This window comes from Arsenicibacter sp. R0_47, assembly GCF_057652235.1.
On the sequence record NZ_JBYFCJ010000005.1, the window covers coordinates 123821 to 149955 of the forward strand.

At 50.5% G+C, this 26135-nt stretch carries 17 protein-coding genes; 9 read left to right on the top strand and 8 right to left on the bottom strand.

Translation table 11 applies throughout. The annotated features are described in order from the left end of the window. Nucleotides 1–256 precede the first annotated feature (256 nt). Nucleotides 257–1537, top strand: a complete 1281-nt coding sequence (locus AC23NW_RS12055; protein ID WP_487449766.1) for a parallel beta-helix domain-containing protein — start codon at nucleotides 257–259, stop codon at nucleotides 1535–1537. A gap of 67 nt (nucleotides 1538–1604) precedes the next feature. Continuing rightward, on the top strand, nucleotides 1605–2699 hold the full coding sequence (locus AC23NW_RS12060; RefSeq protein WP_487449767.1) for an SO2930 family diheme c-type cytochrome: 1095 nt from the start codon (nucleotides 1605–1607) through the stop codon (nucleotides 2697–2699). Nucleotides 2700–2791: 92 nt separating this feature from the next. On the opposite strand, the gene AC23NW_RS12065 is transcribed toward AC23NW_RS12060, so the two are convergent. The 4 genes from AC23NW_RS12065 to AC23NW_RS12080 all read right to left on the bottom strand — a co-directional run bounded on the left by AC23NW_RS12065 (nucleotide 2792) and on the right by AC23NW_RS12080 (nucleotide 9434). Then, on the bottom strand, nucleotides 2792–5071 hold the full coding sequence (locus tag AC23NW_RS12065; protein WP_487449768.1) for a family 20 glycosylhydrolase: 2280 nt from the start codon (nucleotides 5069–5071) through the stop codon (nucleotides 2792–2794). A 166-nt stretch (nucleotides 5072–5237) separates the two neighbouring features. Further along, nucleotides 5238–6950 carry a GMC oxidoreductase gene (locus AC23NW_RS12070; RefSeq protein WP_487449769.1) on the bottom strand — a complete coding sequence of 571 codons (1713 nt, stop codon included), beginning with the start codon at nucleotides 6948–6950 and terminating at the stop codon, nucleotides 5238–5240. 168 nt (nucleotides 6951–7118) lie between these two features. Next, on the bottom strand, nucleotides 7119–7661 hold the full coding sequence (locus AC23NW_RS12075; RefSeq protein ID WP_487449770.1) for a gluconate 2-dehydrogenase subunit 3 family protein: 543 nt from the start codon (nucleotides 7659–7661) through the stop codon (nucleotides 7119–7121). Nucleotides 7662–7943: 282 nt separating this feature from the next. After that, on the bottom strand, nucleotides 7944–9434 hold the full coding sequence (locus AC23NW_RS12080; RefSeq protein WP_487449771.1) for a sodium:solute symporter: 1491 nt from the start codon (nucleotides 9432–9434) through the stop codon (nucleotides 7944–7946). A 168-nt stretch (nucleotides 9435–9602) separates the two neighbouring features. Between AC23NW_RS12080 and AC23NW_RS12085 the strand changes: the two genes are divergently transcribed. The 3 genes from AC23NW_RS12085 to AC23NW_RS12095 all read left to right on the top strand — a co-directional run bounded on the left by AC23NW_RS12085 (nucleotide 9603) and on the right by AC23NW_RS12095 (nucleotide 11824). Beyond that, nucleotides 9603–9878, top strand: a complete 276-nt coding sequence (locus AC23NW_RS12085) for an ATP-dependent Clp protease adaptor ClpS (RefSeq protein WP_293835094.1) — start codon at nucleotides 9603–9605, stop codon at nucleotides 9876–9878. 79 nt (nucleotides 9879–9957) lie between these two features. Then, on the top strand, nucleotides 9958–10569 hold the full coding sequence (recR, locus tag AC23NW_RS12090; RefSeq protein ID WP_293835093.1) for a recombination mediator RecR: 612 nt from the start codon (nucleotides 9958–9960) through the stop codon (nucleotides 10567–10569). Between the two features lie 232 nt (nucleotides 10570–10801). Continuing rightward, nucleotides 10802–11824, top strand: coding sequence for an ABC transporter ATP-binding protein (locus tag AC23NW_RS12095; protein ID WP_487449773.1), 1023 nt, complete (start codon nucleotides 10802–10804; stop codon nucleotides 11822–11824). Here AC23NW_RS12095 and AC23NW_RS12100 read toward each other — a convergent pair whose 3' ends face one another. Then, nucleotides 11825–14290 (bottom strand): DUF5686 and carboxypeptidase-like regulatory domain-containing protein, encoded by a 2466-nt coding sequence (locus tag AC23NW_RS12100; RefSeq protein WP_487449774.1) that lies wholly within the window; start codon nucleotides 14288–14290, stop codon nucleotides 11825–11827. Nucleotides 14291–14536: 246 nt separating this feature from the next. Then, nucleotides 14537–15418, bottom strand: coding sequence for a lysophospholipid acyltransferase family protein (locus AC23NW_RS12105; RefSeq protein WP_487449776.1), 882 nt, complete (start codon nucleotides 15416–15418; stop codon nucleotides 14537–14539). Between the two features lie 136 nt (nucleotides 15419–15554). Between AC23NW_RS12105 and AC23NW_RS12110 the strand changes: the two genes are divergently transcribed. The 4 genes from AC23NW_RS12110 to AC23NW_RS12125 all read left to right on the top strand — a co-directional run bounded on the left by AC23NW_RS12110 (nucleotide 15555) and on the right by AC23NW_RS12125 (nucleotide 20705). Beyond that, nucleotides 15555–16154: a WbqC family protein gene (locus AC23NW_RS12110; protein WP_487449778.1), complete on the top strand. Its 600-nt coding sequence runs from the start codon at nucleotides 15555–15557 to the stop codon at nucleotides 16152–16154. Between the two features lie 183 nt (nucleotides 16155–16337). Beyond that, on the top strand, nucleotides 16338–18869 hold the full coding sequence (locus tag AC23NW_RS12115; RefSeq protein ID WP_293835084.1) for an ATP-dependent Clp protease ATP-binding subunit: 2532 nt from the start codon (nucleotides 16338–16340) through the stop codon (nucleotides 18867–18869). A 236-nt stretch (nucleotides 18870–19105) separates the two neighbouring features. Next, nucleotides 19106–19897, top strand: a complete 792-nt coding sequence (locus AC23NW_RS12120; RefSeq protein ID WP_293835078.1) for a M23 family metallopeptidase — start codon at nucleotides 19106–19108, stop codon at nucleotides 19895–19897. 232 nt (nucleotides 19898–20129) lie between these two features. After that, nucleotides 20130–20705 carry an RNA polymerase sigma factor gene (locus AC23NW_RS12125; RefSeq protein ID WP_487449780.1) on the top strand — a complete coding sequence of 192 codons (576 nt, stop codon included), beginning with the start codon at nucleotides 20130–20132 and terminating at the stop codon, nucleotides 20703–20705. A gap of 82 nt (nucleotides 20706–20787) precedes the next feature. Here AC23NW_RS12125 and AC23NW_RS12130 read toward each other — a convergent pair whose 3' ends face one another. After that, on the bottom strand, nucleotides 20788–22632 hold the full coding sequence (locus AC23NW_RS12130; RefSeq protein ID WP_487449782.1) for a RagB/SusD family nutrient uptake outer membrane protein: 1845 nt from the start codon (nucleotides 22630–22632) through the stop codon (nucleotides 20788–20790). Nucleotides 22633–22644: 12 nt separating this feature from the next. Continuing rightward, nucleotides 22645–26052, bottom strand: coding sequence for a TonB-dependent receptor (locus tag AC23NW_RS12135; protein ID WP_487449783.1), 3408 nt, complete (start codon nucleotides 26050–26052; stop codon nucleotides 22645–22647). Between the last annotated feature and the right edge of the window lie 83 nt (nucleotides 26053–26135).

Sequence of the window (26135 nt, forward strand, 5' to 3'; positions counted from 1 at the left end):
ATGCTTCCGGTGATGACTATGTTGACAGGATTACAGGTTAAAGAGGATTGTTACCGGCAAAAAAACGGTTCATCCTGTAATCCTGTCTGAAAAAAGTACACGCTGCGGAGCTGCCTGACATGGGGTTAAGATCATTTCAGGCAGCTATCTACTGTTTCAGTATCTGCCGGCATGGACTATTTTACAGCATTATAGCCTTTCAGGTCACTGAAAAAGTATATACTATTGTAAAATATTCCTAAACCTAACTGCACACATGACCGTCACCCGCACATTGTTTTGTCTTGGCTGTCTGAGCTTATGGCTCATGAGCTGCCAGACAGAGAGCTCACAGCAATCGAAATTAGATATAACATCCTTACCCAAAGCCTCTGCGGAACAGATGGAGGGGCTGGTCGAGAAATTTATCGAGGCAAAGGAAGGGGAAACCATTCAGATTCCGGAGGGATATTTTGAACTGAATACGCAGCTGATTCTGGATAAGATCAATAAGGTGACGATCCAGGGAGCGGGCATGTACAAAACGGTGCTGTCGTTTAAGAACATCACAACGGGTGGTGAAGGAATGAAAATTGCGGGTAATCAGATTGTTTTACAGGATTTTACGGTCATGGATGCGCCGGGTGATTGTATCAAAACCCAGCATTGCGAAGGCCTGACTTTCCGTAGAATTAACACGACATGGACCAATCAGGACCTGAGCAAAAGCGGCACTTACGGGATTTATCCGGTGCAGTGTAAGAATGTGCTGGTCGAAAAATGCGAAGTTTCCCATTCCCGGGACGCCGGTATTTATGTGGGCCAGTCCGAGAACATCATTGTCCGCGATAACCTTGTGTTCGAGAACGTTGCCGGCATCGAAATTGAAAACTCCGATAACGCCGAAGTCTATAACAACCTCACCGAGAACAATACCGGCGGGATTCTGATTTTTAACCTGCCGGGGCTGCCTAAGCCGTTCGGATCGCGGACGAAGGTGTATAAGAACACCATTAAGAACAATAACCACGAAAACTTTGCGGTTGCCAGTGCCGGTCAGAATGGCAATGCTATTACGATGGTACCTCCCGGGAGCGGTATTATTGTGCTGGCGGGCAACGAGGTCGATATTTTCGATAACAAACTGATTGACCACAAAACCATCGGCATCGCCATTGCCAGCTATCACATCACCGATTTGCCGATTCCGAAGCATCCGGGCTGGTCGCCGTTCACCACCAATGTATATGTACACAACAACAGTTTCGAACGCTCAATCAGTGTGCCGGACCTGACAAAAGATATGGGTAAGCTGGTGGCAGCCAAGTGTTTTAAATCGCAGGATGTGGTTTACGACGGGATTATCGACGACAGCAAGGGCAAGTCCATTGCGCAGAACCCGATGAATATTTGTGTGCAGGAAAAGCAGGAAGATCTCCGGTTTACGCGTTTCGAAATTCCAGCAAGCGGTAAACTGTCGGAGATTAAAGCCCACAATGATGTCGATAAATTTAAAAGCTGTACGGTGAAGGTTCAGACGACGCCACCTGCGTTGTAAATGGGCGAGCCTGCCGGTTAGATGGGCGACCACATGGGGTCGCCCGTACAGATATGAAAAGATGGATATGCCAAAAAAGAATGCCTTATTAATAGCGGTGGTAGTATTTGCGGGTAGTGTGCTGCATGCCTGTTTCGTGGGTAATCAGGCCGGTAAACACCCATCGCAGCTTGATTTTACCACGTTTCCGCTGAAGAAATTATCGGAATATGGTTTTTATGAAGGGGAGATGCGGCAGTTGACACCCGCTGATAAGGTACTGCCTTATGAGCCGGTTGCTACGCTGTTTACCGATTATGCCTTTAAAAAGCGGTTTGTCTGGATGCCTGAGGGTACCGCCGCCACCGTTGATGCTAGTCAGCCCGACGACCCGCTTCAGTTTCCGGACAAAACAATCCTGATCAAAAACTTTTATTACCCCGCCGATTTCGCCAAACCAACCGGCGACCGGCGGATTCTGGAAACGCGGCTGCTCGTAAAAAATGATGGCGTCTGGAAAGCCTATCCCTATCGCTGGAACGATGCGCAGACAGATGCTGACTATAAGGTAACGGGGGATGCCATACCGGTAAGCTGGAAAGACGAACAGGGAGAGGCACACCGGATCACGTATGCTATGCCGAACAAAAATCAGTGCAAAAGCTGTCATAATCAGAAAGATGCCTTTGTGCCGATTGGCCCGAAAGTAAAGCAACTGAACCACAGCATTGCGTATGGGGATACGGCTGAAAATCAGTTAACACGCTGGATGAAGGTCGGTTACCTGAAAGCAACACCGGAGTCACTTGCGGCCATTCAGCCACTGGTGGCCATGCAGGATTCGAAGGCTTCGCTTGATGCCCGCGCCCGTTCGTACCTGGATGTCAACTGCGGACACTGCCACAATCCGAAAGGCCCCGCCTCAACCTCGGGCTTATACCTGAACTACGAGCAGCGGGATCCGTTTCATTGGGGCGTACTGAAATCGCCGGTTGCGGCCGGTATCGGGGCGGGAACGTTCAAATTTGACGTTAATCCGGGTCACGGCAAGGCGTCGATCATGACCTACCGGATGAATTCAGTCCATCCAGGGATCATGATGCCTGAAATCGGCCGCGTCAGCATCCACAACGAGGGCGTCGCGCTGATCGAAGCATGGATCGACGGGCTGGAGAAAAAGTAATGGTTAATGGATAATGAACAATGAGTAATGTACAATGAATAATGATGAAGTGTCGGTTACATTATCCATTACTCATTAACCATTATTCATTCTTAATGCGTAAACCAGCTGTCGGGAATAGCAGCAGGGGCTGAGCCGTTGACGCTATAGTTGAGCTTCAGGGTAAAGCCACCACCGCCTTCGATGAAATCGGCTTCGAACGGATGCTTGCCCTTCGCCAGTGCGACCTGCCCGCTTTTTTCAACCGGTGCGTGATTCCCGTCATTATCGACCACCAGCCGGTTAGCAATCCGAAGCACACCGCCATCGTCGCAGGTATAGAAAAAGCTGTAAACACCGGTTTCCGGTACGCTCAGATACCCACGGAAACGGGTGCCGAAGCTCGGCGCCGTCACGGTCTTCGGTACCGTCAGGTTGTTAATCAAATACGTGCTGTCGGCAGGCAGACCTTTCATGAACGTAGTCGCTTTAAAGTACTTTTTCAGCAGTTCACAGGTTAAGCCCGGTTGCGTACCGGCCGGTGTAACGGCCTGGGCATAAGCCTGCTGCTGGTAACGGAGTGTGTAAATGTCGCCGCGGATGCCCGATGGCGTAAAGGCCGCTACCTGAACCGACTGCGGCTTGTCAATCGTCAGAGCAGCAGGCAGTTCCTTCGAGGTTGCTGTGGGCGGGGTGCCGTCTGTGGTGTACCGTAATATATAGCTGGTCAGGGGCTTGTTGATGCTGAGCGTCGCCTTGTCAACAAAGACGTTTTCTTCCGTAAAGCCGGTCAGGTCGGGCAGACGGTAATGGATGCCCATTTTTTCCATGCGCAGAAAGTGTTGTAACAGTCGCTGTTGGTAAGCCGGATAGTCTTTTTTCGCCGACCAGACCATCTCGGCCAGTGCTGTCATGCGGGGCATGCTCATGTAATCGACGCGGTTCTCTGTCGGGATGTATTCCGTCCAGATGTTGGCCTGCGCGCCCAGAAACTGCCCTGTCTGGCTGGCGGGAATACCCTCCGGAACCACTGGCAGGTTGTAGACGTTTTCGACCGACTGAATGTTTGGCTGGCTGTCGAAGTACAGGTGGCTGACGGGTGTCATCACCACGTTATTGCCATTTTGGGCGGCCTTTTGCGGCGCGTTCTTTACCCAGCTGCGCCAGTACATGACCGTTGATGACGGCTTCAGGCCACCCTCCAGTGCATCGTCCCAGACCATGAGTTTTTTACCCTTCGACTGCACAAACTGTTCGATCCGGTGGACGAAATAGCTTTGCAGCTCCTCCACGTTGTTCAGCTTTTCGCGCTTCATCAGTTCCAGGCAGGCTGGTGTCTTCGCCCATGTCGACTTCTCGACTTCATCAGCGCCGATATGCACATACTGACTTGGAAACAAGGCGATTATTTCGCTCAGCACGGTTTCCATAAACGTGTATGTCGGTTCATTACAAGGGCAAACCGGAACAGAAAAGGTCTTCCCCCAGCCATCCTGACCGGTGCAGCTCAGAAACGGATAGGCTTTGATGGCGGCGCTCAGGTGACCCGGCATGTCGATTTCCGGTACGATGTCGATGTGCCGGGCCGCCGCATAGGCGATAAGGTCCCGCATCTGTGCCTGGGGATAAAAGCCACCATATTGCGTCTGTCCGTCCTGTTGGCGGATAAACTGCTTCGGGAGGTCAAAATCAGGGTTGGTTACAGCGCGCTTCAACACGACCGAATCCTGGTTGTTAAACGTCCGCCAACCACCAATGGAAGTCAGTTTGGGATAGGCCTTGATTTCAATCCGCCAGCCTTGGTCGTCGGTCAGGTGCAGGTGAAAAGTGTTGAATTTATAGAGCGCCAGCCGGTCGATGAATGTTTTGAGGTAGTCGATGGAGTAAAAATGCCGGGAAACATCGAGGTGCATGCCCCGCCACGCATAGGCCGGCTGATCCTGAATAGTAACGGCCGGTAGTGTCAGGGACGCAACCGGTTTGGCCGGTTTTTCAATATGGACCGGCAGTAACTGACGAATGGTCTGAATGGCACGGAACATACCCGCCGGCTGACCGGCTTTCAGCGTAATTTGTTGCGGTGTAATGCGCAAAACGTATCCTTCGGGCGAGGTAATGGAAGGGTCATGTTGTAGCAGGATTTTGGTACCGGAACCATTGGCAGACAGCTGTTTGCCGAGGGCAGGCCGGAGCAGTTCCTGTAACTGCTGTCCTTCACCGGCAAAGCGTTTGTCCTGAACGATCAGTGCCGTGTTGACTGTAATGGTAAACTGTCCGGCCGCCGGTACCAGCGACGTCGGGAATGGAATAATCGGATAACGTTGAGACGGGTCCTGCGCCTGCGCCAGCACAGAGAGGGCACACAGGAGAATGATGGAGAAAAATCGTTGCATCGAAAAACAAGGTAGCGACAAGACACGTCTTGTCTGTTTGCAGTACGTTGATCGGTCAGGATATACCCGGCTGGCAAAATTAGAGGAATAATACAGACAGGGCATAAAAAAGTAGCGACAAGGTATGCCTTGTCGCTACAGGAATTGATCAGAAACCAATAATGGCTTACAAATTCTGTTTCTTCATCTCCTTCACCGCATAGTCGGCTGCGCGGGCGGAGAACGCCATGTAGGTCAGGGACGGGTTCTGCGTCGAAGTAGAGGTCATGCTGGCGCCGTCGGTGACGAACACGTTTTTACAGGCATGTAGCTGATGCCACTTGTTAAGCATCGACGTTTTAGGGTCTTTGCCCATCCGGACGCCGCCCATTTCGTGAATATCAAGGCCCGGATTCCGGTGGTCGTCGCGGACGCGGATGTTTTTGAAACCCGCCGCCGTAAACATCTCGGTCATCTGCTCCTGATAATCCTTTACCATCTTGTCGTCGTTTTCGTCGTAGGCGATGGAAATTTTGAGCTGTGGAATACCGAACGGATCCTTCAACCCCTTATCCAGCGCCACGTAGTTGCTTTCCTTCGGAATGGTTTCGCCCATCATGTGAGAGCCGACATGCCAGCCGCCCAGCTGCGGGTTCACCAGATTGTCTTTCAGGCTCACACCGTGGCCTTCCTGATTGGTCCGTGAACTACGGCCGGCCGAGAAACCGGCGGCGTACCCCCGTAAGAAATCGGTCTCTTGCTTGAACACGTTCCGGAAACGAGGAATATACGGACTGTTTGGCCGGCGGCCTTCGGTTGTCGAGTCAAGGAAGCCGTCGTATTCGCCCGAGATACCACCGCGGTAGTTGTGGAATGCCACGTATTTACCCAACGCGCCACTATCATTACCCAGCCCGTTCGGAAACCGGTTCGACGTGGAGTTCAGCAGGATCAGGTTTGAGTTCAGGGCCGCCGCGTTGACGAAGATGATGCGGGCGTAGAACTCGATCATCTGTTTGGTGTTGGCATCAATAACGCGGACACCCGTTGCTTTCCCTTTTTTCTCGTCGTAAATGATCGAGTGAACGACCGAGTCCGGACGCAGGGTCAGTTTCTTCGTTTTCATCGCCCACGGGATGGTCGAGGCGTTGCTACTGAAATAGCCGCCGTACGGACAACCGCGCTCGCAGATGGTCCGATGCTGGCATTGAGCCCGGCCCTGCTGCATGTGGATCGGGTTCGGTTTGGTAATATGCGCTGCGCGGCCCATAATCACATGGCGGTCTTTGTACTTACCGGCCATCTGCTGGCTGAAGTATTTTTCGACGCAGTTCCACTGGTGAGGGGGCAGAAACTCACCGTCGGGCAGGGTGGCCAGGCCGTCCTTGTTGCCCGAAATACCGGCAAACTTTTCAACGTAGCTGTACCACGGCGCCAGGTCAGCATACCGGATCGGCCAGTCAACGGCAAAACCGTCGCGGGCCGGACCTTCAAAGTCGAAGTCGCTCCAGCGCTGGGTCTGACGGGCCCACATCAGCGATTTTCCGCCGACCTGATAGCCGCGTATCCAGTCGAAGGGTTTTTCCTGCACATACGGATGCTCGGCGTCTTTGACAAAAAACTGGGTGGTGCCTTCGTAAAACGCGTAGCACTTGCTGATGATCGGGTTCGCTTTTTTTACGTCCAGCGGCAACTGATTCCGGTGTTCGAACTCCCAGGGCTGCATCATCGTCGTCGGGTAGTCGGCAATGTGGCGGACATCGCGGCCCCGTTCCAGCACCAGTGTTCGTAATCCTTTTTCGGTTAATTCTTTGGCAGCCCATCCGCCGCTAATGCCGGATCCGATGACAATGGCGTCGTAGGTGGTTGCTGCTTTTACATCAATATTGAAATTTGCCATGATAACAGGGGCAATGAGAAGCTGAAAAAGTTTTTCACCACACAACCATATGCACCGTTTTTCTGATATGCCCTATGTGTCTATGTGGTAAGATCGAATTGATTTAAAAGGAATAATATTTTATACCACATAGCCACATAAGAAAACATAGTTATATGGTATGTCCGTTTATTTTTTTTCTGAAACGGCTTTGGAGACAACCGGTACGCAGCCCAGATAACGGGCAGGGGCAAACTCGTAATGCGTCAGGTTCGTCATGACGTATTCAGATGACATATAGCCACGGATGGTCAGTCCCTTTACCAGCGAATAAAACCCTTTCTGCGCCCCGTCTGCCGAGGTAGACAGCTTCGTGACCAGTTCATTCCGTTGAGCCGGCTGGCAGCTGACGAATGGTTTGCCGTAGCTGATCTGCGCCATCTCTTCTACAATGCCAAGGCCTTTTTTGAATGATTCCTGCGCTGCCGGTTCGTAGCAGTCGGTCACCATGCGTTCCACAAACTGATGGATACCCAGCGATTTAGCCCCGGGTGTTTTAGTTTCAGGGATAATTACCTCGACAAATTCGGCAAGTAATTCGTTCTGGCCCGTTGTGAGCAGTGCCCCGTTTGCGGGCATTGAAACGTTGGACCAGCCATTGGCCCAGCCCGGCAGGCTGATGAGGCCACCCGCTGCCACAGCCAGGCTTTTTAATGCAGTACGTCTTTCCATGTAACAGGTAATTCAGGCATCAGGGCCCGAAAACAAAAAGTAGGTTAATTGCCGTTGTGCGTACCAGATGGCCGCATAAAGGCAAAGAAAATTACAAACTCGTACGGGAATAGCCAAACAAATGATGGTATAACTGCCGTTGAGTATTGGTTTTTGTTCAGATTGTACAGAAAAGCAGGTAAGTCCTAACTGGATATTTAGGGTAAACCATAGGATTTAAAGCAGAATGCCCGGGTATGCAAAGGCATACCCGGGCATTCTGTGTATAGCTTTCCGGAATCATCAGGCTGTTGCTTCCTGCTGTGCAGCTGTTTGTTTATGCGAAACGGCCAGCATCCCCAGGAATGTAATCAGTCCGTTCAGTACAAGCCGCTCGAAGCTGAATTTATAGCCGTTAAACCACTCGGCTGAATGGTTGTTGATGTACAGCGTCAGCAACGGAGAAATGATGCAGATAAACGGAACAACCCTGTCTTTAACACCCCGTTTGGTAAACAGACCGAATGCGTAGAGCCCCAGTAAAGGCCCATAGGTATAGCCGGCCAGATCGAATACGGTCGTTACCACGTCCTGACTGTTCAGCTGGTTGAAGATAATAATCACAACGTAGAACAGTACTGAGAAGCCAATGTGTACCCAGTGTTTGATTTTAGACCGTTCGGATTCAGGGCGGCCTTCTACATTCATGAAGTCGATACAGAACGAGGTAGTCAGGGCCGTAAGCGCCGAGTCAGAGCTGGCATACGTAGCGGCCGTAATGCCCAGCAGGAACGTAATGCCGACGACCATGCCGAAATGATTCAGCGCCAGTTCGGGGTAGAGGTTATCGGTTTTGGCCGGAATACTGATGCCTTTCGACTCGGCATAGAGGTACAACAACGTCCCGAGGCAGAGGAACAACAGGTTCACGATAGTCAGGGTAATCGTAAACCAGAACATGTTTTTCTGGGCTTCGCCGATGTTTTTACACGTCAGGTTTTTCTGCATCAGATCCTGATCCAGGCCCGTCATCACAATGGCAATGAATGCTCCCGAGATGAACTGTTTGAAGAAGTTACGCGGATCGTTGACATCCCAGAAGAAAATCTGTGAGTACGAACTGCCCTTAACTACACTCACCATTTCCCCGAACCCGAAGTTTAATTCGTTTGAAATCAGGATAATGGTCAGAATAACGGCGGTTACCAGAAAGGTGGTTTGCAACGTATCGGTAATGATAATGGTTTTTACACCACCCTTGAATGTGTACAGCCAGATCAGGAGAATCGTAATGGCGACTGATACTTCGAACGGAATGCCGAGGCTGTTGAAAATAGCCAGCTGAAGAACCCCTGCCGCTACGTAGAGCCGTACCGCCGATCCGACGGTACGCGCCAGCAGGAAGAAACCGGCGCCCGCTTTGTAGGACCAGAACCCGAAGCGTTTTTCCAGATAGCCGTAGATCGAAATCAGGTTCATCCGGTAGTAGAGCGGCATCAGCACTGTGCCAATGACATAGTAGCCAATGATATAGCCCAGCACAACCTGAAAGTAGGAGAAGGCTTTGGTGCCAGGAAAACCGGCAACCGGCGCACCGACTGCACCCGGCACCGAAATAAACGTAACCCCCGAAAGCGAGGTACCGATCATGGCAAAGGCCACTAAGTACCAGGGCGACTGACGGTTGGCGGTAAAAAAGGTATTCGTGTCGGCTCCGCGTGACGTATAGTACGAAACCGTAATGAGCATCCCGAAATAGGCAATCAGAATGACGAGGGCGATAGTAGCGTTCATTGAGTAAACAGGCAACTTTTCCGGCCGGATCGGGGTTATTTTTATAGGTTATCCGTGACGTAATGGTCGGGGTTGAAACCGCCTTTTACGCTGCAAACGGACCCGAAACTACTAGATTTTGTGGCCGGATTTCAGTAAATTTGCTAAACAAATACAATTTTCTTTTACATGCAACCTTTCGAGGAAAACGACGTAGAGGTCCTGGACGAAGTCATTGAAACCGACGTTCATAATCTGGTAGTGTTTAACGATGACATTAATACATTTGACCATGTGATCGACACCCTGATTGATGTCTGTGACCATACACCGGAGCAAGCAGAGCAATGTACCCTGATTATTCATTATAAAGGCAAGTGTACGGTGAAGAACGGTTCATGGGAAGATTTGGTCCCGATGCGTAATGAAATCTGCCGCCGGGGCATCAGTGCCGAAGTATTATAGTGATGTATTGATTGCCTGAACAGCGGGCATCGTTGTTCGGATAGACTGCATACAGAACGGATTATCAAGCTGACATCCATTGGATTTTCCATCAAAACTAATCGAAGACGCGGTGAACGAGGTGTCTAAACTGCCGGGAATCGGCAAGAAGACCGCCTTACGCCTTGTGTTGCACCTGCTCAAACGGGATGAAGAACAGACACAGGCGCTGGCTGATACCCTCGTTGCCATGCGTACCAAAACGCAGTATTGCCGCAAGTGCCATAACCTGGCCGATGGCGAGCTTTGTACGATCTGTGCCAGCCACCGCCGTGACCCGTCAGTCATCTGCGTGGTCGAAGATACCCGCGATGTACTGGCCATCGAAAACACCGCACAGTTTAAAGGACTCTACCATGTACTGGGAGGTATTATCTCGCCGGTAGAAGGTATCGGTCCCGGCGATCTGCACATTGACTCCCTGCTGGAACGACTACAAGGGCCTGAGCGACAGGATGTCAGAGAAATTATTCTGGCGTTGAGCCCGACAATGGAAGGCGATACGACGGCATTCTACCTTCAGAAAAAACTAAAGCCGTATCAACTCAGAATTTCGACAATTGCCCGTGGTGTACCGATTGGCGGTGACCTTGAATACGCCGATGAGGTAACGCTCGGGCGTAGTATTCTGAGCCGTATTGCCTACGAGTAACAGGAATGATAAACGGAAATGCGTATTGTAAAGTGAGAGCGGTGAAAAGCCGGGTTGTCCTTTAACCAGTCAGTTTACAGTACGCATTATACATGTCCGCGTTGCTCACTATATTATCTCCTGCTGCCGCTTTTACCTCACGAATAGTAAGCTGCATCGTTTTATGAGGTAACCTGCGTCTCTTTGGTAAGCGCTTATTGTCGTACCTTTGCGGCTCTAAAACCGTATTCGATTGCTTACCGCTCATCACTTATACAAATCATTTAACGACACGTTTGCGGTCCGGAATGTATCACTGGCGCTGGAAAGGGGCAGGATTATGGCACTGGTTGGCGCCAGCGGTTCCGGCAAAAGTACCTTACTGAACCTGCTGGCGGGGCTGATGGATCCCGACGAAGGCGAGGTCCGGCTGAATGACGTTCATGTCGCCACACCCGGTGAAAAGCTGGTGCCCGGCCACCCGGATATCCGTCTTGTACATCAGGAGTATCAGCTGATGCCGAACATAACCGTCCGGCAGAACATTGCGTATGCGGTCCGGTATTATCAGAAAGACTATCAGACTTACCGCGTGAATGAACTCCTTCGCCTGTGCCGGCTGGAGGCCGTTGCCGACCGGATTCCGCGCCAGATTTCGGGGGGAGAAAAACAGCGGACAGCCATCGCCCGTGCCATTGCCGAACCCTCTGCCGACGGGCGGGCGGTCATTTTACTGCTCGATGAGCCGTTCAGCCACCTTGACCTGCCAAACCGTACGCACATCCGTGACCTGCTGCTTGATCTGGTCCGGGAGGCGGAACCTGGTGAGCCTGCTTCGTTTGCCTGCCTGTTTGTAACGCATGATGCCACGGATGCCCTGGCGTTGTCTGATGAGGTGGGGGTCATGCAGGACGGCGAACTAATTCAGCTTGGTACGCCGCAAACGGTCTACCGGCAACCGGAAACAGCGTATGTCGCCCAAATGACGGGGCCTGCCAATATCATGGCCGGAGGACTATTGCCAACCCTTCACCTGTCCGCCACCGCTGATCCGGATCAACTGGTCTGTATTCGTCCGGAGGCTATACGGGTAAGTCCATCAGGGATTCCGGTTGTGATCCGGGCGGTGTTATTCCGGGGCGGATATACCGAATTACTGGCAGAAGCCGGCAGTGGCCTGCCGCTTCAGTTATTTACTACAGATCCGGCGGTCAGTGTCGGGCAGCAATTAACTATTACCATCCTGCCGGAGGAGGTGCGTATCCTGGCCGGATAGTTACATGCTCAGCCAGGCTGACACTTTAATAGCAAACGGGGTTACCGATTTAATGGTCGGATCGAGGCTTGAGGTGCGGTAGGTTAACCGGTGAATAGCGTCGACACGGAACAGCTTGAAAATGTTATCGATACCGTAGCCTACTTCTACATACGGCGTACGGGAAAACGTCCGGAAACCCTGCACCAGATTACCTTTTTCATCCACAGTCGGAGACAGATTGGCATTTGCCTGACTAAGGCCGCCATAGTAGATTTTTGCAGTAGCCAGTGTCCGCCATTTTAAGCGCCGGATTGCCGGTATCCGGTTGAACAGCAGCCCTTCAAAGTTGTGTTCAATCATGGCTGAGGCATACTTATCGCTGACAAATTCAAAGTAGTTCATCAGGTTAAACGCATTGTCAACGCGGAACCACGACTCGTTACCGAGTGGTATAAACAGCAACGGATAGGGGAGTGTCGAGGGAATAATGCCCGCCCCGATGGTGTACGTTGTACGTCCGAGCACACCCAGCCGGAGCGAATGACGGATATCCAGTGTAAACTTGTGATAAGGCTGCGGACTGTTGCAGAACAGACCGAAATTATAGCGGAAGGTGATTACAGGCTTACGGATAGCCCCGAAACTTAACCGTTCGTTATCGTTTTGCAGAACAATTTCGTCGGGAGCAAAGCGGGTTTCCCACAGAATTTCGGTTGTGTTGTATGTCCGCTGAATGGCCGGATCGGCCGGGTCATTGGACAGACTCTTGAAAGCAAACGCAAACTGGGGGTCAAAAGACTGCTGGCGAAGGCCGATCATCTGCGTAAAACCGCGTCCCATTTCCTTGCGGATGTAAGAAAACGTTTGTTCCTGCAAATAAGGCCGGCGGATGGTACCAAAACGGGAGTAAGCCAGAAAAAATGAGCTCGGGCCAACGTTTTCTGCCGAAACACCCAGGCGCTCCAGGTCATACCTGTGCGATAGACCGATGACCGTCCATGGTTTACGCTTTACAATAAATTCGCCGCCGATGCCATATTTAAACCGGTCGTCGAGTGTGCCATAGGCAAGGTATCCGTTGAAGATCCAGCGGCGGCTGAAGCCGGTATTGGTCCGCAGGCCAAGCCGGATGCGGTTGCCCTCAATAGAATTGAACGCATAAGTATAAAGCAGCGGCCCGAAATCAATATTAGTCCGGCCAATCGGCTGGTAGCCGTTAAACCCTAGTTTCAGTACCTCTCCCGTAAATTTGATAAACGGCACATTCCGGACCGAGTCAACCACCTGCATTGCACGGAACTGCTCAGCCGTCATGGTTTCCGGCCGTGCATGCTGCCAGAACTCAGCCGAACTTTCCTTATAATCATCCGCCAGCTCGATGGATGGCGTGTAGAAGGAAATCTCTTTTGGCTGACTGGTTACGATGTTTTTGGCCGAAGCGAAAAAGTGCACCAGTGCGCCCGGTGAGCGGGCTGTTACTTCATCCGTATCAATCACGACCTGCGTCCGTACCGGTAACAGTGCGCCGGACCCGATCGCTTCCCATTCCTGATCAATCCGTAATTCGTCGACAAAGTTGATGTTCGCGCGCTTCCCGACTTTCGTTTCAATTTGTACTAAGCCAAGAGAGAGCGTGTCAATCCAGACCGTACCGGTAAAGGCAAGGTCGGTTTCCCGTTTCGGCTCGAAATCAATCTCGTATACCGTCGCGTTACCTACCATGGTTGTATCCATCATCCGAAAGGTATACATGGTCTGCCAGTTCTGACCGATGGGCGACGGAATGTCCTTTTGCAGAACACGGACATAATTCCGGTAGAAGTTGTATTGCTGAAACGAGGCACCGGTAAACTGCGATACCAGACTGCCATCCGTAATGCCGACTGCCCGTACTTGTGACTTCAGAATCCGCTCCTTCGTGTAGTCAGGTTGATTACGCTGATAAAGCTCCGAGACGTTTTCGGAAATAAACACCGGAACCGCCGGACTGCCGTTTTCGTCGGTCACCGAAGGCAGTTTGCCCAGCAGCCGGCCGACGGGACCAGGCTTGCGGTTGGCTTTCCGCGGTTTGCTGAATTCGTTTACGAATGCTTCAATCTTAGTGTAGCTATCATACTGATACGCAGAAAGTTTGTCCGGATTGAACAGGTCCGTCTTTGCTACTGCCTGTCTTAGTACTCGGTATGCCGGATCGCCGCCTTTACCGTATACTCTTACCTCCTGTAATTTGGTAGCCGCAGGCTGAAGAACCACATCAATCTGCTGTACTGCTGTTCTCTGTAGTGCAACTGCTTTCGTCTGATAGCCCAGGCTGGCAATCAGCAGCGAGTCGCTGAGCTGCTTAACCGTAAGTGTATATTTTCCGTCAACATCTGAAGTAGTGCCGCTTGTTGTTCCCTTGATAGAAACAGCTGTAAACGGAACGCCTTCTTTTGTAGACGCATCTGTAATCCGTCCTGAAATTGTAAAGGTAGCTTGGGCCAATGCTGTTTGTGAGCAAAGGCTACACAGCATCAACCAACATACCCACACAAACCGTATACCATTGCCCATATGATGCAGCTATTTATTTGAAGAAGTAAACGCACAGATGGTCAACTTGGTTTATTGAATTGTGGTACTTTTTGAAGATTTAGTTGATATGTCAGCTAATTTATTGGAAAAACACGAGGCGTAACCAATAAGATAGGGACAGATCGTTGATAAACCGACCATTTTAGAACCTGTACGCTACTTTTCTGCATTTCGTTTCAGGCGTCCCTGTCCCATTAATTTTTCGCGGGTGTGTTTCCAGCGTTTGTGAGACCATAGCCATTCGGCAGGATGGGCATTAATGCTGCGTTCGAGCTGATCGCGGTAGCGTTCGAGCAGTTCGCCGAAAGGCAGCGCCTCGTAAGGCGGTTCGGCAAGCGGAAAAAAGGTAGCCTCATAATACCCCCGCCGGATGCGGACCATTTCGACAAAAACAACGGGCAGTTTCAGGCTGCGGGCCAGTTTCTCGGTGCCGTTGTAAAAAGGAGTATCTTGATGCAGAAAGCTGGTCCAGTACGCATTTTCGGGAACATCCGGTACCTGGTCGGCGACCAGCGCAATCAGCCGGTTTTCGTGTTTGCGCTTTACCATATCACGCAATAACTGATGCATCGGGATCGGATTGGCCCCGAATGTTGACCGTATCGACCGCATCAGTTTTTCAAAGAACGGACTGCTCAGCTGCTTGTAAACTGAGTCGGCAGGAAAACCGTTCAATAAAGCCGCAGGGGGTAGTAATTCCCAGTTACACTGATGAGAAGCGGTGATGATCACCGGACTTTTTTTAAGTAATGCCTTCACTACGTCCGGATTGGTATACTTTACACGCTGTTGCAGCTCATCCGCGGAGAAAGAAGGCAGTTTGATGGCTTCTACAATCAGATCGGCCAGATTCCTGTAAAACCCTTTCCGGTAGGCGAGGCGCTGTTTTTCAGATGCTTCGGGAAACGAACGCCGGATATTAGCCGCTACCACAGCCCGGCGATAACCGATAACGTAGTAGAGTAGTAAGTATAAAAAATCGGCCAGCCGGTATAAAACAAACAACGGCAGCCGGGAAAGTAATCGGAAAAAGAACATTCGCCGGGTACGCTTTTTTTATTTATATAAATCTGCACAAAAGTATTTGACTGTATCGGTTTTTTCTGTTAATTGGGAACAATTACGTGTAGATTTATTGGAAAAGTACCAAACGTCAACTGATTTATCTGAACTATTGATCGAGTTGCATTACTGGCCCGGCCTTGATTTTTTTTCGGGTTTACTGGCACACGATCAAACCTGGATTGAAGCGCATGAGCATTACCAGAAGCAAAGCTACCGGAACCGGTGTTATGTGCTGACGGCGAATAAAACAGATTGTTTGACCGTACCTGTACAAAGCCTTGCCCCTCATCAGCCCATCCGGGATGTACAGATCGATACCGGTCAGCACTGGCAGGACCGTCATTGGCGTTGTTTGCAGGCGGCTTACGGGAAAGCTCCTTTTTTTGACTACTACGGCCCCGATGTACATGCCGTTTTACAGAAGAACTGGACGTATCTGTTTGACCTGAACTGGGAGATACTGACAATTTGTCGGAAGTGGCTGCGTACTAAACTACCCGTAAACCTGACAGAAAGTTACGAAAAGGTACCTGCTGCCGGTATTTTTGACGCACGCTCACGGCTGAATGCCCGTAAACGAACCGAAAACTATACCTTTTACCAGCCCAGCCCGTATGCGCAGAACTTTGGCCCTGATTTTGTACCGAACTTAAGTCTGCTGGACATAATGTTCTGCCAGGGCCCGGAAGCCAGGCGATTTTTGATTTAGTGATTTAGTGAGTGAGCGAATTGGTGATTTAACAAGAGACATACATTGGTGATGAATCAGGCTATCGGTTGGCTATTCACTAATTCACTCAATCGCAATTCACTCATTTTTCTCTTGGTGAACAAACCCAAAATAAAATTCGTTAAGCTATTAATACCGCTTACGACAGGAGAGGCAAAGCGAATGGATGCAAAATTTTCAAACCGTGTAAAAGAAGTTATCTCGCTTAGTCGGGAAGAAGCTTTGCGGCTGGGTCACGACTATATCGGTACGGAACACCTGCTGCTGGGTATGATTCGCGAAGGCGAGGGAGTAGCCGTCGGGCTGCTGAAAAAGCTGGGTCTATCGCTGGATGAACTCCGGATCACCATCGAACAGGCAACCAAAGGAACCGCCACAAATAACGTCAAGAATCTGGCGAATATTCCGCTGACCCGTCAGTCGGAAAAAACGCTTAAGATTACTTACCTCGAAGCTAAGATTTTTAAGAGCCCGCTCATCGGAACGGAGCACTTGCTGCTGTCAATTCTGCGCGATGAAGACAATGTCGCCACGCAGATTCTGAATAAGTACAACGTCAACTACGAAGTAATAAAGGAGATGCTCGAATATCAATCATCCGGAACCCGTCCGCACATGGGCCCCGAAACAGACGACGACGATAACGATCGTGGTATGTTCGGCGGCAGCGGTAGCTCTGGTTCGGGCAAGGATCCTAAAGGCACCGAAAAATCGCGGACGCCTGTACTGGATAACTTTGGCCGTGACCTGACTAAACTTGCCGAATTGGGTAAACTTGACCCGATCGTCGGCCGTGAAAAAGAAATCGAACGCGTGGCCCAGGTACTGAGCCGCCGGAAGAAAAATAACCCGATCCTGATTGGTGAACCGGGTGTTGGTAAAACTGCCATCGCTGAAGGGCTTGCCCTGCGTATCGTACAGAAAAAAGTTAGCCGCGTTCTGTTCGGAAAACGCGTGGTAACGCTTGATCTGGCGTCACTGGTAGCCGGGACCAAATACCGTGGTCAGTTCGAAGAACGGATGAAAGCCGTTATGAACGAACTGGAAAAATCACCGGAAGTGATCCTGTTTATCGACGAGCTGCACACGATTGTGGGTGCCGGCGGGGCTTCAGGCTCCCTGGATGCTTCCAACATGTTCAAGCCGGCGCTGGCCCGTGGCGACATTCAATGTATCGGTGCCACCACGCTGGACGAATACCGTCAGTACATCGAGAAAGATGGTGCATTAGCCCGTCGTTTCCAGATGGTGATGGTAGACGCTACGTCGATCGACGAAACGATTGAAATCCTGAATAACATTAAGGATAAGTACGAAGATCACCACCACGTAAATTATACGCCGGAAGCCATTGATGCAGCGGTGAAACTGTCAGAGCGTTATATCTCTGACCGGTTCCTGCCGGACAAGGCCATCGACGTAATGGACGAAGTAGGTGCTCGTGTACACATCAGCAACATCACGGTTCCTGAGGATATTCTGAAGCTCGAAGAGCAGATCGAAAATATCAAGAAGGAGAAAAACCAGGTTGTTAAGAGCCAGAAATACGAAGAAGCAGCACAACTGCGCGATAAGGAAAAACGCCTGATCGATCAGCTGGACCGTGCTAAGCAAGCCTGGGAAGAAGATACCAAGAAGCGTCGCTATACGGTTACGGAAGACAACGTAGCCGAAGTAGTAGCGATGATGACCGGTATCCCGGTAACTAACGTTTCGAACGACGAAGGCAAGAAGCTTGTGAGAATGGGCGACGAACTGAAGGGTCGGGTTATCGGGCAGAACGCCGCCATTGAAAAACTGGTGAAAGCCATTCAACGGACACGCGTCGGCCTGAAAGATCCGAAAAAACCAATCGGTTCGTTTATTTTCCTTGGTCCGACAGGGGTTGGTAAGACCGAACTGGCGAAAGTTCTGGCTACATACCTCTTCGATAAGGAAGATGCACTGGTGCGGATCGATATGTCGGAGTACATGGAGAAATTCAGTGTAAGCCGTCTGGTCGGAGCGCCTCCGGGCTACGTTGGTTACGAAGAAGGTGGTCAGCTGACCGAGAAAATCCGCCGGAAGCCATATAGCGTTGTGTTGCTTGATGAAATCGAGAAAGCACACCCTGACGTGTTCAACATCCTGTTACAGGTGCTGGACGATGGTATCCTGACGGATGGTCTGGGTCGCCGCGTTGACTTCCGTAATACCATCATCATCATGACATCAAACATTGGTGTCCGTGACCTGAAAGACTTTGGCTCCGGTATTGGTTTCAGTACAAAGGCCAAAGTTGAAAGCCAGGACGAGATGATGAAAAATACGATTCAGAACGCATTGCGCAAGGCATTCTCGCCTGAGTTCCTGAACCGTCTGGACGATGTGATTGTGTTCAACTCGCTGCAACGCGAAGACCTGCACCGCATCATCGATCTGATGTTAGGTAAACTGCTGAATCGTGTGATCAACCTGGGTTACCGTGTTGAGCTGACAGAAAAAGCGAAAGACTTCCTGTCGGAAAAAGGGTACGACCCGCAATATGGTGCCCGTCCGCTGAACCGTGCTATTCAGAAGTACCTCGAAGATCCCGTCGCCGAGGAAATTCTGAAAGGTGACCTGAAAGAAGGCGATGTACTCATGGCCGACTATGACGGTACCGGTGAAGCGCTGACAATTACCGTGAAAAAACCTGAAGAAGTAACTGAGTAATCAGTCAGATATAGAAGGAGGTAACTCCCCGGAAGTTTTAAACTTCCGGGGAGTTTTTTTTGCAGTGAACACGCATGTTTCTGGAACTAAACTGGATTTACATCATATGTGCAGGCTATATCGTTGGGTCAGCGTCAAGAGAAATTTTCGTTTTTTTGGCAAACCTGCCCGATACCGCCTAATTTTGAGAAGCTAACTCAATCACCTATTTAGTGACTCAATTTTTTACCAGATACATGCGTTTGACGGGATTAGTGGCGGCTGTGCTTTTGGGTACCTTTAATGCGGCTTCTTCACAAACTGTAATTGCGGATACTTCAGATCGCCGGACCCTATACGAATTCTGCCAGGACTTTCAGCAGCTGTATGTTGAAATCAGGGAGCAGACCGTCACGCCCGATTCGGCCCGGATGCGGTTCAGTAGTATCATGCATGGGTTACAGGCCCGGCTGCGTTCGGAAGAAGATACCCTGAAGCAGGACAGCGTCGCGGTGATGAAGGCGGCCATCGGCAGCATGGTCTTCCCGTTGCGGAACTATACCCCGAAGGCCATTGGCGGGACCCACGGCGAAGGCTACCGTGACAAGGGCTTTGATTTGTTCGATTACAAGGTACGGGGCAGTCATCCGGCCCATGATATTTTCATTACTGACCGCAATCAGGACAGTGTCGACGATAAAACGGGCGAACGCGTTGATGTGGTGGCGATGACGGCCGGAATTGTGTTGGGTATCGAAACCGGCTGGCAGCCCGGCAGCGAATACCGCGGCGGGAACTGGATCTGGATTTATGACCCCGTCTTACACGGGCTGTTCTATTATGCCCATAATAAAGTAGTATCGGTGACGCCCGGACAATGGGTGAGGGCCGGGCAAAAAATCAGCGAAGTGGGCCGTACGGGCTTTAACGCCTACAATCCCCGCTCGCCGACACACCTGCACCTGATGTATCTGGCGATCCGGCCGGACGGGTTACCTGTTCCGCGTAATACCTATAGCTGGTTACTGACGGCGCATCCGGGAAACTGAAAAACCGGCTTAATTATCCCCTTTCTGTACATGGGCTGATTATTTACGCAATCGTTCCCGGCAACGTTGCCAGCCGGATCTTGGCTGTTAAATATCGCTGTTTTAAGCTAAAAAGTATTGTATCTTGACTGTATGTACTTATTTGTCATACATGCCAGAGTGTTTTATATCATCATTATCCGTATAAAATTGTGTATTTTAGCAAGTGCTTGCGTGGATGATGATGTCTATTATGGAGTATCGAAATCTGTCTGATAAGGCTTTATTAGAGTGCCTGAAAAAAGGGGATGCAGCCGCTTTTCAGGAAATTTATATGCGGCACTGGCGGAAACTTTATGCTACAGCCCGCGCAAAGCTACCAGCAACGGATAGTCCGGAGGATATGGTGCAGGATCTGTTTGTCAGGCTCTGGGAGCAACGCGAACAACTTGCTATTGACAATCTCGGCGCTTATCTGCATACCAGCCTTAAATATGCCGTTATTAACCTGTTTAAAGCACGGCTAACCCGTGAACGCTATGTTGAACACGCTCAGACCGTAGCGTATGCCGGCCATGATACTGAAGAAGAGATTGCCTTGAATGACCTGATGGGCACAGTGCTGCGGCAACTGAATGACTTACCGGAAAAGACCCGCCTTATTTTTCAGTTGAACCGGCTGGAATATAAATCAGCCAAAGAAATTTCTGCACGGCTGGAAATTCCGGAACGGACTGTAGAATATCACATTCATCTTGCGCTCAAACGCCTTCGCCCTTTATTACAGGATTATTTTATGCTGGCAGTAGTACTCTGGTTTTGGGACTAAAAAACGCTTTTCGTATCAGGATCCGCACAAGCGGCGGATCCTGATACGAAAAGCGTCTGATTAATAAAGCAGATTCATATACTCAGTACCCGTTGTTCCCGTATTCTCCTGCATTATTAACGGCATCGAGAAACGCCTGCGGTATTGGGCGCACAGTATGTTTTGCCTCGCTGAACAGCACGCTGACCACCTGATTGGTCAGTTGCAGGTAATTTTTAGTCAGGTTGCCGGTACGTTTCAGATCATACCAGCGCCAGTGCTCGCCGGTTAGTTCACGGCCGCGTTCTTTAAGCAGAAAGTCAATTGTCATATCGCCCGGAGTGACTGTCATTTCGTTCTGGCGTGATGTAATGGCTGCCCGTTTACGGATAACGTTGACGTATTCTGCCGCTTTCGCCTGATTGTTATTGTAAAGCAGGGCTGCCTCAGCCGCCACCAGATAAATATCGCCCAGTCTGATGATCGGAATATCGCCGAGCCAGTATTGATTGGTGTAAGAAAACTGCTTGCTCGAAAATTTCCGGAATGCCGGATAGATGTTGAGCAGGTTAGGATAGCCGGCCGGTACCGACGTCCTGTAGTTGCCGGTTGCCGGATCGAACAGGTCGTTAGGATCAGTTACCAGATACGCCATTTTGCTTTTTGTTGTTTCATCGATTGTCCAGTTGGGCGTAAATATCGCCAGTCCCTGATCATTCCCCATATTTGCTTCTTCTTCGAGCTGGGTTGTAACCGGCAGGAACGGACTGGCGTACCCGCCCGTAGTTCCCAGAATGGTTTTGCCGATAATGGACGGGTCTTTCCGGTATGTTGTTGCCAGGGCCGCCGTAATGGCTTTGTTTGCGTTAGCGTAAAATTTGTAGGTGAAAGTTTCCTTAAACCGGGTGTCAGGCGTATTTTCGGACGGCTCAAAAATACTGGTGAGCAGGTATTTGCTGGGTTTATAATAGCGGGAGTTTGACCGTCCATATAATACACTGGTTTCCCGCGTCCCCCATTCTGCACCACGGCTGCCGAGGTCGGGCAGGTAATACTGCCGGGTCCGGCCACGGTTATACTGCTCCGGATTCAGGCCTGACATGGCATCTACGGCCTGCAGGAACAAGGATTCCGTGTTGTTCTTGTTGTTGGCACCATCCCACAGCTTAGTAAATCCTGATCGGCTGGCATCACTCTGGTAGAGCGCACACTGAAACGTAGCGGCACTGCTGATCAGTTGTTCTGCTGTTTCCAGCGCCAGTCTGGCATATTCTGCCTTTTCGCCAAGCCGTGTACGTTGCAGGTATACCTTGGCCAATAGGCCGTAAGCTGCTTTTTTCGTAACCCGGCCCCGCAGCGCCTGTGTATAGGGCAAGTACTGGCAGGCAAACTTCAGATCCGAAATGATGGCATCGTAAAACTCTTTTTCGGTGTTCCGTTTCGGAGTCAGGTTAATGGTGCCTTCCGCCGATGAACTCTGCGATAGAGTAACATTGCCAAACTGCTCGACGAGATTGAAATTGGCATAGGCACGGATAAAATAGGCTTCGGCAATTTTTGCATTCAGCTCATCCTTGCTGTTGTAGCCCTTCACATCGTTTGCATATAAAATAGCCGTATTACAGTAGTTCACCAGTGAATACAAACCATTCCAGATCACGCGGATGGTGCCTGTGGTTGTATTCAATGTATTGTTATAGAGAGCCAGACCAATGTCGTTGTTGCCGACATTTACCCAGCTATCAGTTCCGGCCTCCGTCGGGCCGATAAAGTCGATTTTACCATGGAAAAAGTACAGGTCTGTGTAACAGCCGTTAATCGCCCCTTCTAAACCAACTTTGTCTTTCAGGACTTTATCGACGGGTAAACCTGCCGGATTGTATTCATCCAGGCCCTGACAGGAAGAGAGCAAGAGGACAGTTATGAAAAAAAGAACTGGTAAGCGCATAAGAAATTATGGTTAGAAAGAAAGGTTAACACCAACGATGATTTGCTTGAAAAGCGGGAACGAGTCGGCACCACCTGATTCCGGATCAACACCTTTCAACATACTGCTGCGGGTAAGGATGATGGGATTATAAATAGTGCTGTAGACCCGCATGCGTGACAAACCGAGTTTATCCTGTAAGGTTTTCGGTAAGGTATAACCCAGCGTAATGTTCTTGATCTTGACGTATGAACCGTCCACTAAGCTGAGCGCCGACGTGAAGGTGTTGCTGAACGATGAACCGGGACGCGGAAAATCATTTGTCGGATTTGTTGGCATCCAGTAGTCATAGGTTTCCGGCTGAGCCGTTGCATTCCAGTAGCCGAGGCTGGTGGCGTTAATCGTATGGCCGAAGCGCATATTGGCAAATACTGTCAGATCAAAGTTTTTGTAGACGAACGCGTTCTGAATTCCCATCATCCAGTTCGGGTTAGCGTGCCCTACCAGCATCCGGTCGGCGGCCGAATAAACGTGAACGCCGTTGTCTGATTCGCCCGTAGCGCTGACCTTAGGTACGGTTGCCAGCTTGATGTCTCCCGGCCGCGCACCGTAGAGTTTCGCTTCCGTGGTATCAACAGTCTGCCAGATACCGATTTTCTTGTAGTCGTAAAAACTCCGCAGGGGCTGGCCGACAAACAGGTTTTCCGAAATCAGCGACGTAACGTTTACGGAGTTACCGAGATCGATTTTGTTTAGTTTTTCGCGTGCTGTTGTGTAGGTAATGGACGTATTCCACTGAAAATTTTTCTTCGCCATGGTCCGGATTGACGCCGTCAGCTCAATACCCTTGTTCTCTGTTTCGGCAATGTTCAGTACCTTGGTATAGAGGTTTTTAGCGTCAAAGCCGCCGGCTGTTGACGGGAGTGTACGTTTGTATAACACCCCGTCAGTATAAGTCTGATACAGATCGGCGGTCAGATCAAGCCGGCCTTTAAACAGCGAGAGATCAAGGCCGAGGTTGGTCGTTCGTGATTTTTCCCAGGAGAGTTCTTCATTACCTAGTGCCTGTTTCAGAACATAGATCGGTAACACCCCTGACCCGCCGAGGGACAGGTTGGCGGAGGCAGTTTTCGACACCATTTCAGTCATGCTCTGGTAGGGAGAGATGTTGTTATTGCCGGTAACCCCGTAGCTGGCCCGTATTTTCATGTCGCTGATCCAGTGCTTGAGGTTGCTCAGGAACGATTCATCACTGACCCGCCATGCGGCTGAAACTGACGGGAACGATGACCAGTGCTGATAGAGCTGCGAGGCGCCGTCCCAGCGGTTCGAAACTGTTAACAGATACTTACTCCGGTAGTTATAGTGGAGGCGGCCCGCATACGACATCCGGCTGGACTCTGAGTACCCTGTCGAGCGGTTGGTAACAGTACTGGCTGCACCGGTATTGTAGTAGGTGTAATAGTCAAAATCGAGCCCGTTTACAGCGATGATCGACGATTCAGACCGGGATTTTCCCATCGAAACGATACCGGTTGCGGTAAACTGATGAACGTCGTTGATCGCGAAGTTGTAGGTAGCGTAGTTTTCCCAGATATATGAATAGCCGAGGCCATTTCCGTAGCTGGCTTCTTTGGTAACCCGTCCTTCGGAGGCCGGTATGTAGGCGAGTTCGCTCTGAAAGAAACCGTCCCGTGATGCTGATGCTGATAAACCCAGGTTTGACCGGATGGTCAGGTTACTGAAGGGTGTGAACTCCACATACGGGTACATGTTTATGTTCATGTTCTTCGAATTATCAACATAAACACCAGGGGCGTAGTTGGCAATCGGGCTGATGGTGGCGCTGGTAGCTCCTAACGGTCTCATATTGATGGTACCATCCTCGTTGTAGGGAGTGCCGACCGGTGCCAGTCCATATGCCTTATTAACGCGGCTCGACGTAGCATCGTTGTTTCGCGCTGTTACAACCGTCTGAATACCGGCTTTCAGAAGCTTATTGAACCTCACATCCATGCCTGCCCGCGCATTCAGGATTTTGGTCTCATCAAATTTATAAATCCCTTTTTCGCCGATGTAACCCAGTGACAGATAGGCCTGAATTTTTTCGCTGCCGCCGCGCAGGGATACGAAGTGGTTCTGCTGGATACCGGTTTTCATCGTTTCCTCCACCCAGTTGACCCACTTGCCCTGCTGAACCAGGTTACGGACTTCAATGGACGGCACAAGCTCCACCAGATCGTCGGTATAAACACCCTGCGACATAAAGTATTTGTCTTTCAGGTAGTTAATCCATCGATCTTTAGTGAGCGGTTTCGGAAACCTGGCGAACCCGTTAATGCCATAATAGCTGTCGACATCGAGTTGGAGTTTCCCGGCTTTGGCTTTTTTGGTCGTAACAATAATTACGCCGTTGGCTCCGGCAACCCCATATATAGAGGTTGCGGCGGCATCTTTCAGAACGTCAATGTTTTCAATGTCGTTCGGGTTCAGAGCGTTGATGTTGCCTGGTACACCGTCGATCAGGTAGAGCGGTGACTGGCCGCCCGAAATAGACCGGTTACCCCGTAGCAGGACGTTTGGCGTTGTACCGGCGCGGCCGCTGGTCCGTTCGATATCCAGGCCGGCCACACGGCCCTGCAGTGCTTCCATCGGGCTGGTGACCGGACTGAGGATAATGTCAGCGGCTTTTACACTGGCTATGGAACCGGTAAGGTCTTTCCGTTTGGTCGTACCGTAGCCGATTACTACGACTTCGTCGAGTGAATTCGGATTTGGTTGTAAAACAAGGTTAAGGGTTGTCTGCTTGCCGATCATAACTTCCTGGCTTTTGTAACCGACAAAGGAGAAGATCAGGGTAACGTCACCGTTCGGGACCGAAAGCCGGAACTGCCCGTTGGCTTCTGTTGCCGTTCCCCGGGTCGTCCCTTTCACTATGATGCTGACGCCTGGTAGTTTTTCACCTTTTTCGTCAGATACCGTACCGGTAATCACCTGATCGGCTATTTCTGTAGGAGGCGGAATCGTGAGCAGGCCGGCTTCGTCTTTCGGTACAATGCTGTCCAGAATAATCTGACCGTTCAGAATGCGGTAAGTCAGGTTTAAGGGCCTTAGTAACTGAATCAGTGCCTCGTCGAGCCGGACTTTATTGACGTGAATCGATACCGTACGGTCGGCTCCGATGTTGCGGGAGCTGAAGACAAACTTAGTCGTAGTCTGCCTTTCGATTTGGGTTAGTACCGAACGCAGACGTTGACCGTCAATGTGCAGCGACACTGACTTGCTCAGGAGCTCCTGAGCCTTACTGTCGTAACCAAAGGAGAGGCTGACGAATGTGATGAGCAGAAAAAGTTGAACGAAGGATAGTTTCATAAGCAGCAGAAAAAACGATATACGTCGGCTGCATGACCAGCCCGGCAGAGCTGCATCAATTTTTTTCATACCTTTAAGGATTGTTAAATGGACTATTTGACAAAAAAACCTCTGGATCAGGCAGTGCAAATGCCTGGTCACGTAGCTGGCGG

What these genes read in the sequence shown, in the direction of transcription:
- AC23NW_RS12055 (WP_487449766.1), top strand. Translation starts at nt 257, where the DNA reads ATGACCGTCACCCGCACATTGTTTTGTCTTGGCTGTCTGAGCTTATGG.
- AC23NW_RS12060 (WP_487449767.1), top strand. Translation starts at nt 1,605, where the DNA reads ATGCCAAAAAAGAATGCCTTATTAATAGCGGTGGTAGTATTTGCGGGT.
- AC23NW_RS12065 (WP_487449768.1), bottom strand. Translation starts at nt 5,071, where the DNA reads ATGCAACGATTTTTCTCCATCATTCTCCTGTGTGCCCTCTCTGTGCTG.
- AC23NW_RS12070 (WP_487449769.1), bottom strand. Translation starts at nt 6,950, where the DNA reads ATGGCAAATTTCAATATTGATGTAAAAGCAGCAACCACCTACGACGCC.
- AC23NW_RS12075 (WP_487449770.1), bottom strand. Translation starts at nt 7,661, where the DNA reads ATGGAAAGACGTACTGCATTAAAAAGCCTGGCTGTGGCAGCGGGTGGC.
- AC23NW_RS12080 (WP_487449771.1), bottom strand. Translation starts at nt 9,434, where the DNA reads ATGAACGCTACTATCGCCCTCGTCATTCTGATTGCCTATTTCGGGATG.
- AC23NW_RS12085 (WP_293835094.1), top strand. Translation starts at nt 9,603, where the DNA reads ATGCAACCTTTCGAGGAAAACGACGTAGAGGTCCTGGACGAAGTCATT.
- AC23NW_RS12105 (WP_487449776.1), bottom strand. Translation starts at nt 15,418, where the DNA reads ATGTTCTTTTTCCGATTACTTTCCCGGCTGCCGTTGTTTGTTTTATAC.
- AC23NW_RS12115 (WP_293835084.1), top strand. Translation starts at nt 16,338, where the DNA reads ATGGATGCAAAATTTTCAAACCGTGTAAAAGAAGTTATCTCGCTTAGT.
- AC23NW_RS12120 (WP_293835078.1), top strand. Translation starts at nt 19,106, where the DNA reads ATGCGTTTGACGGGATTAGTGGCGGCTGTGCTTTTGGGTACCTTTAAT.
- AC23NW_RS12125 (WP_487449780.1), top strand. Translation starts at nt 20,130, where the DNA reads ATGGAGTATCGAAATCTGTCTGATAAGGCTTTATTAGAGTGCCTGAAA.
- AC23NW_RS12130 (WP_487449782.1), bottom strand. Translation starts at nt 22,632, where the DNA reads ATGCGCTTACCAGTTCTTTTTTTCATAACTGTCCTCTTGCTCTCTTCC.
- AC23NW_RS12135 (WP_487449783.1), bottom strand. Translation starts at nt 26,052, where the DNA reads ATGAAAAAAATTGATGCAGCTCTGCCGGGCTGGTCATGCAGCCGACGT.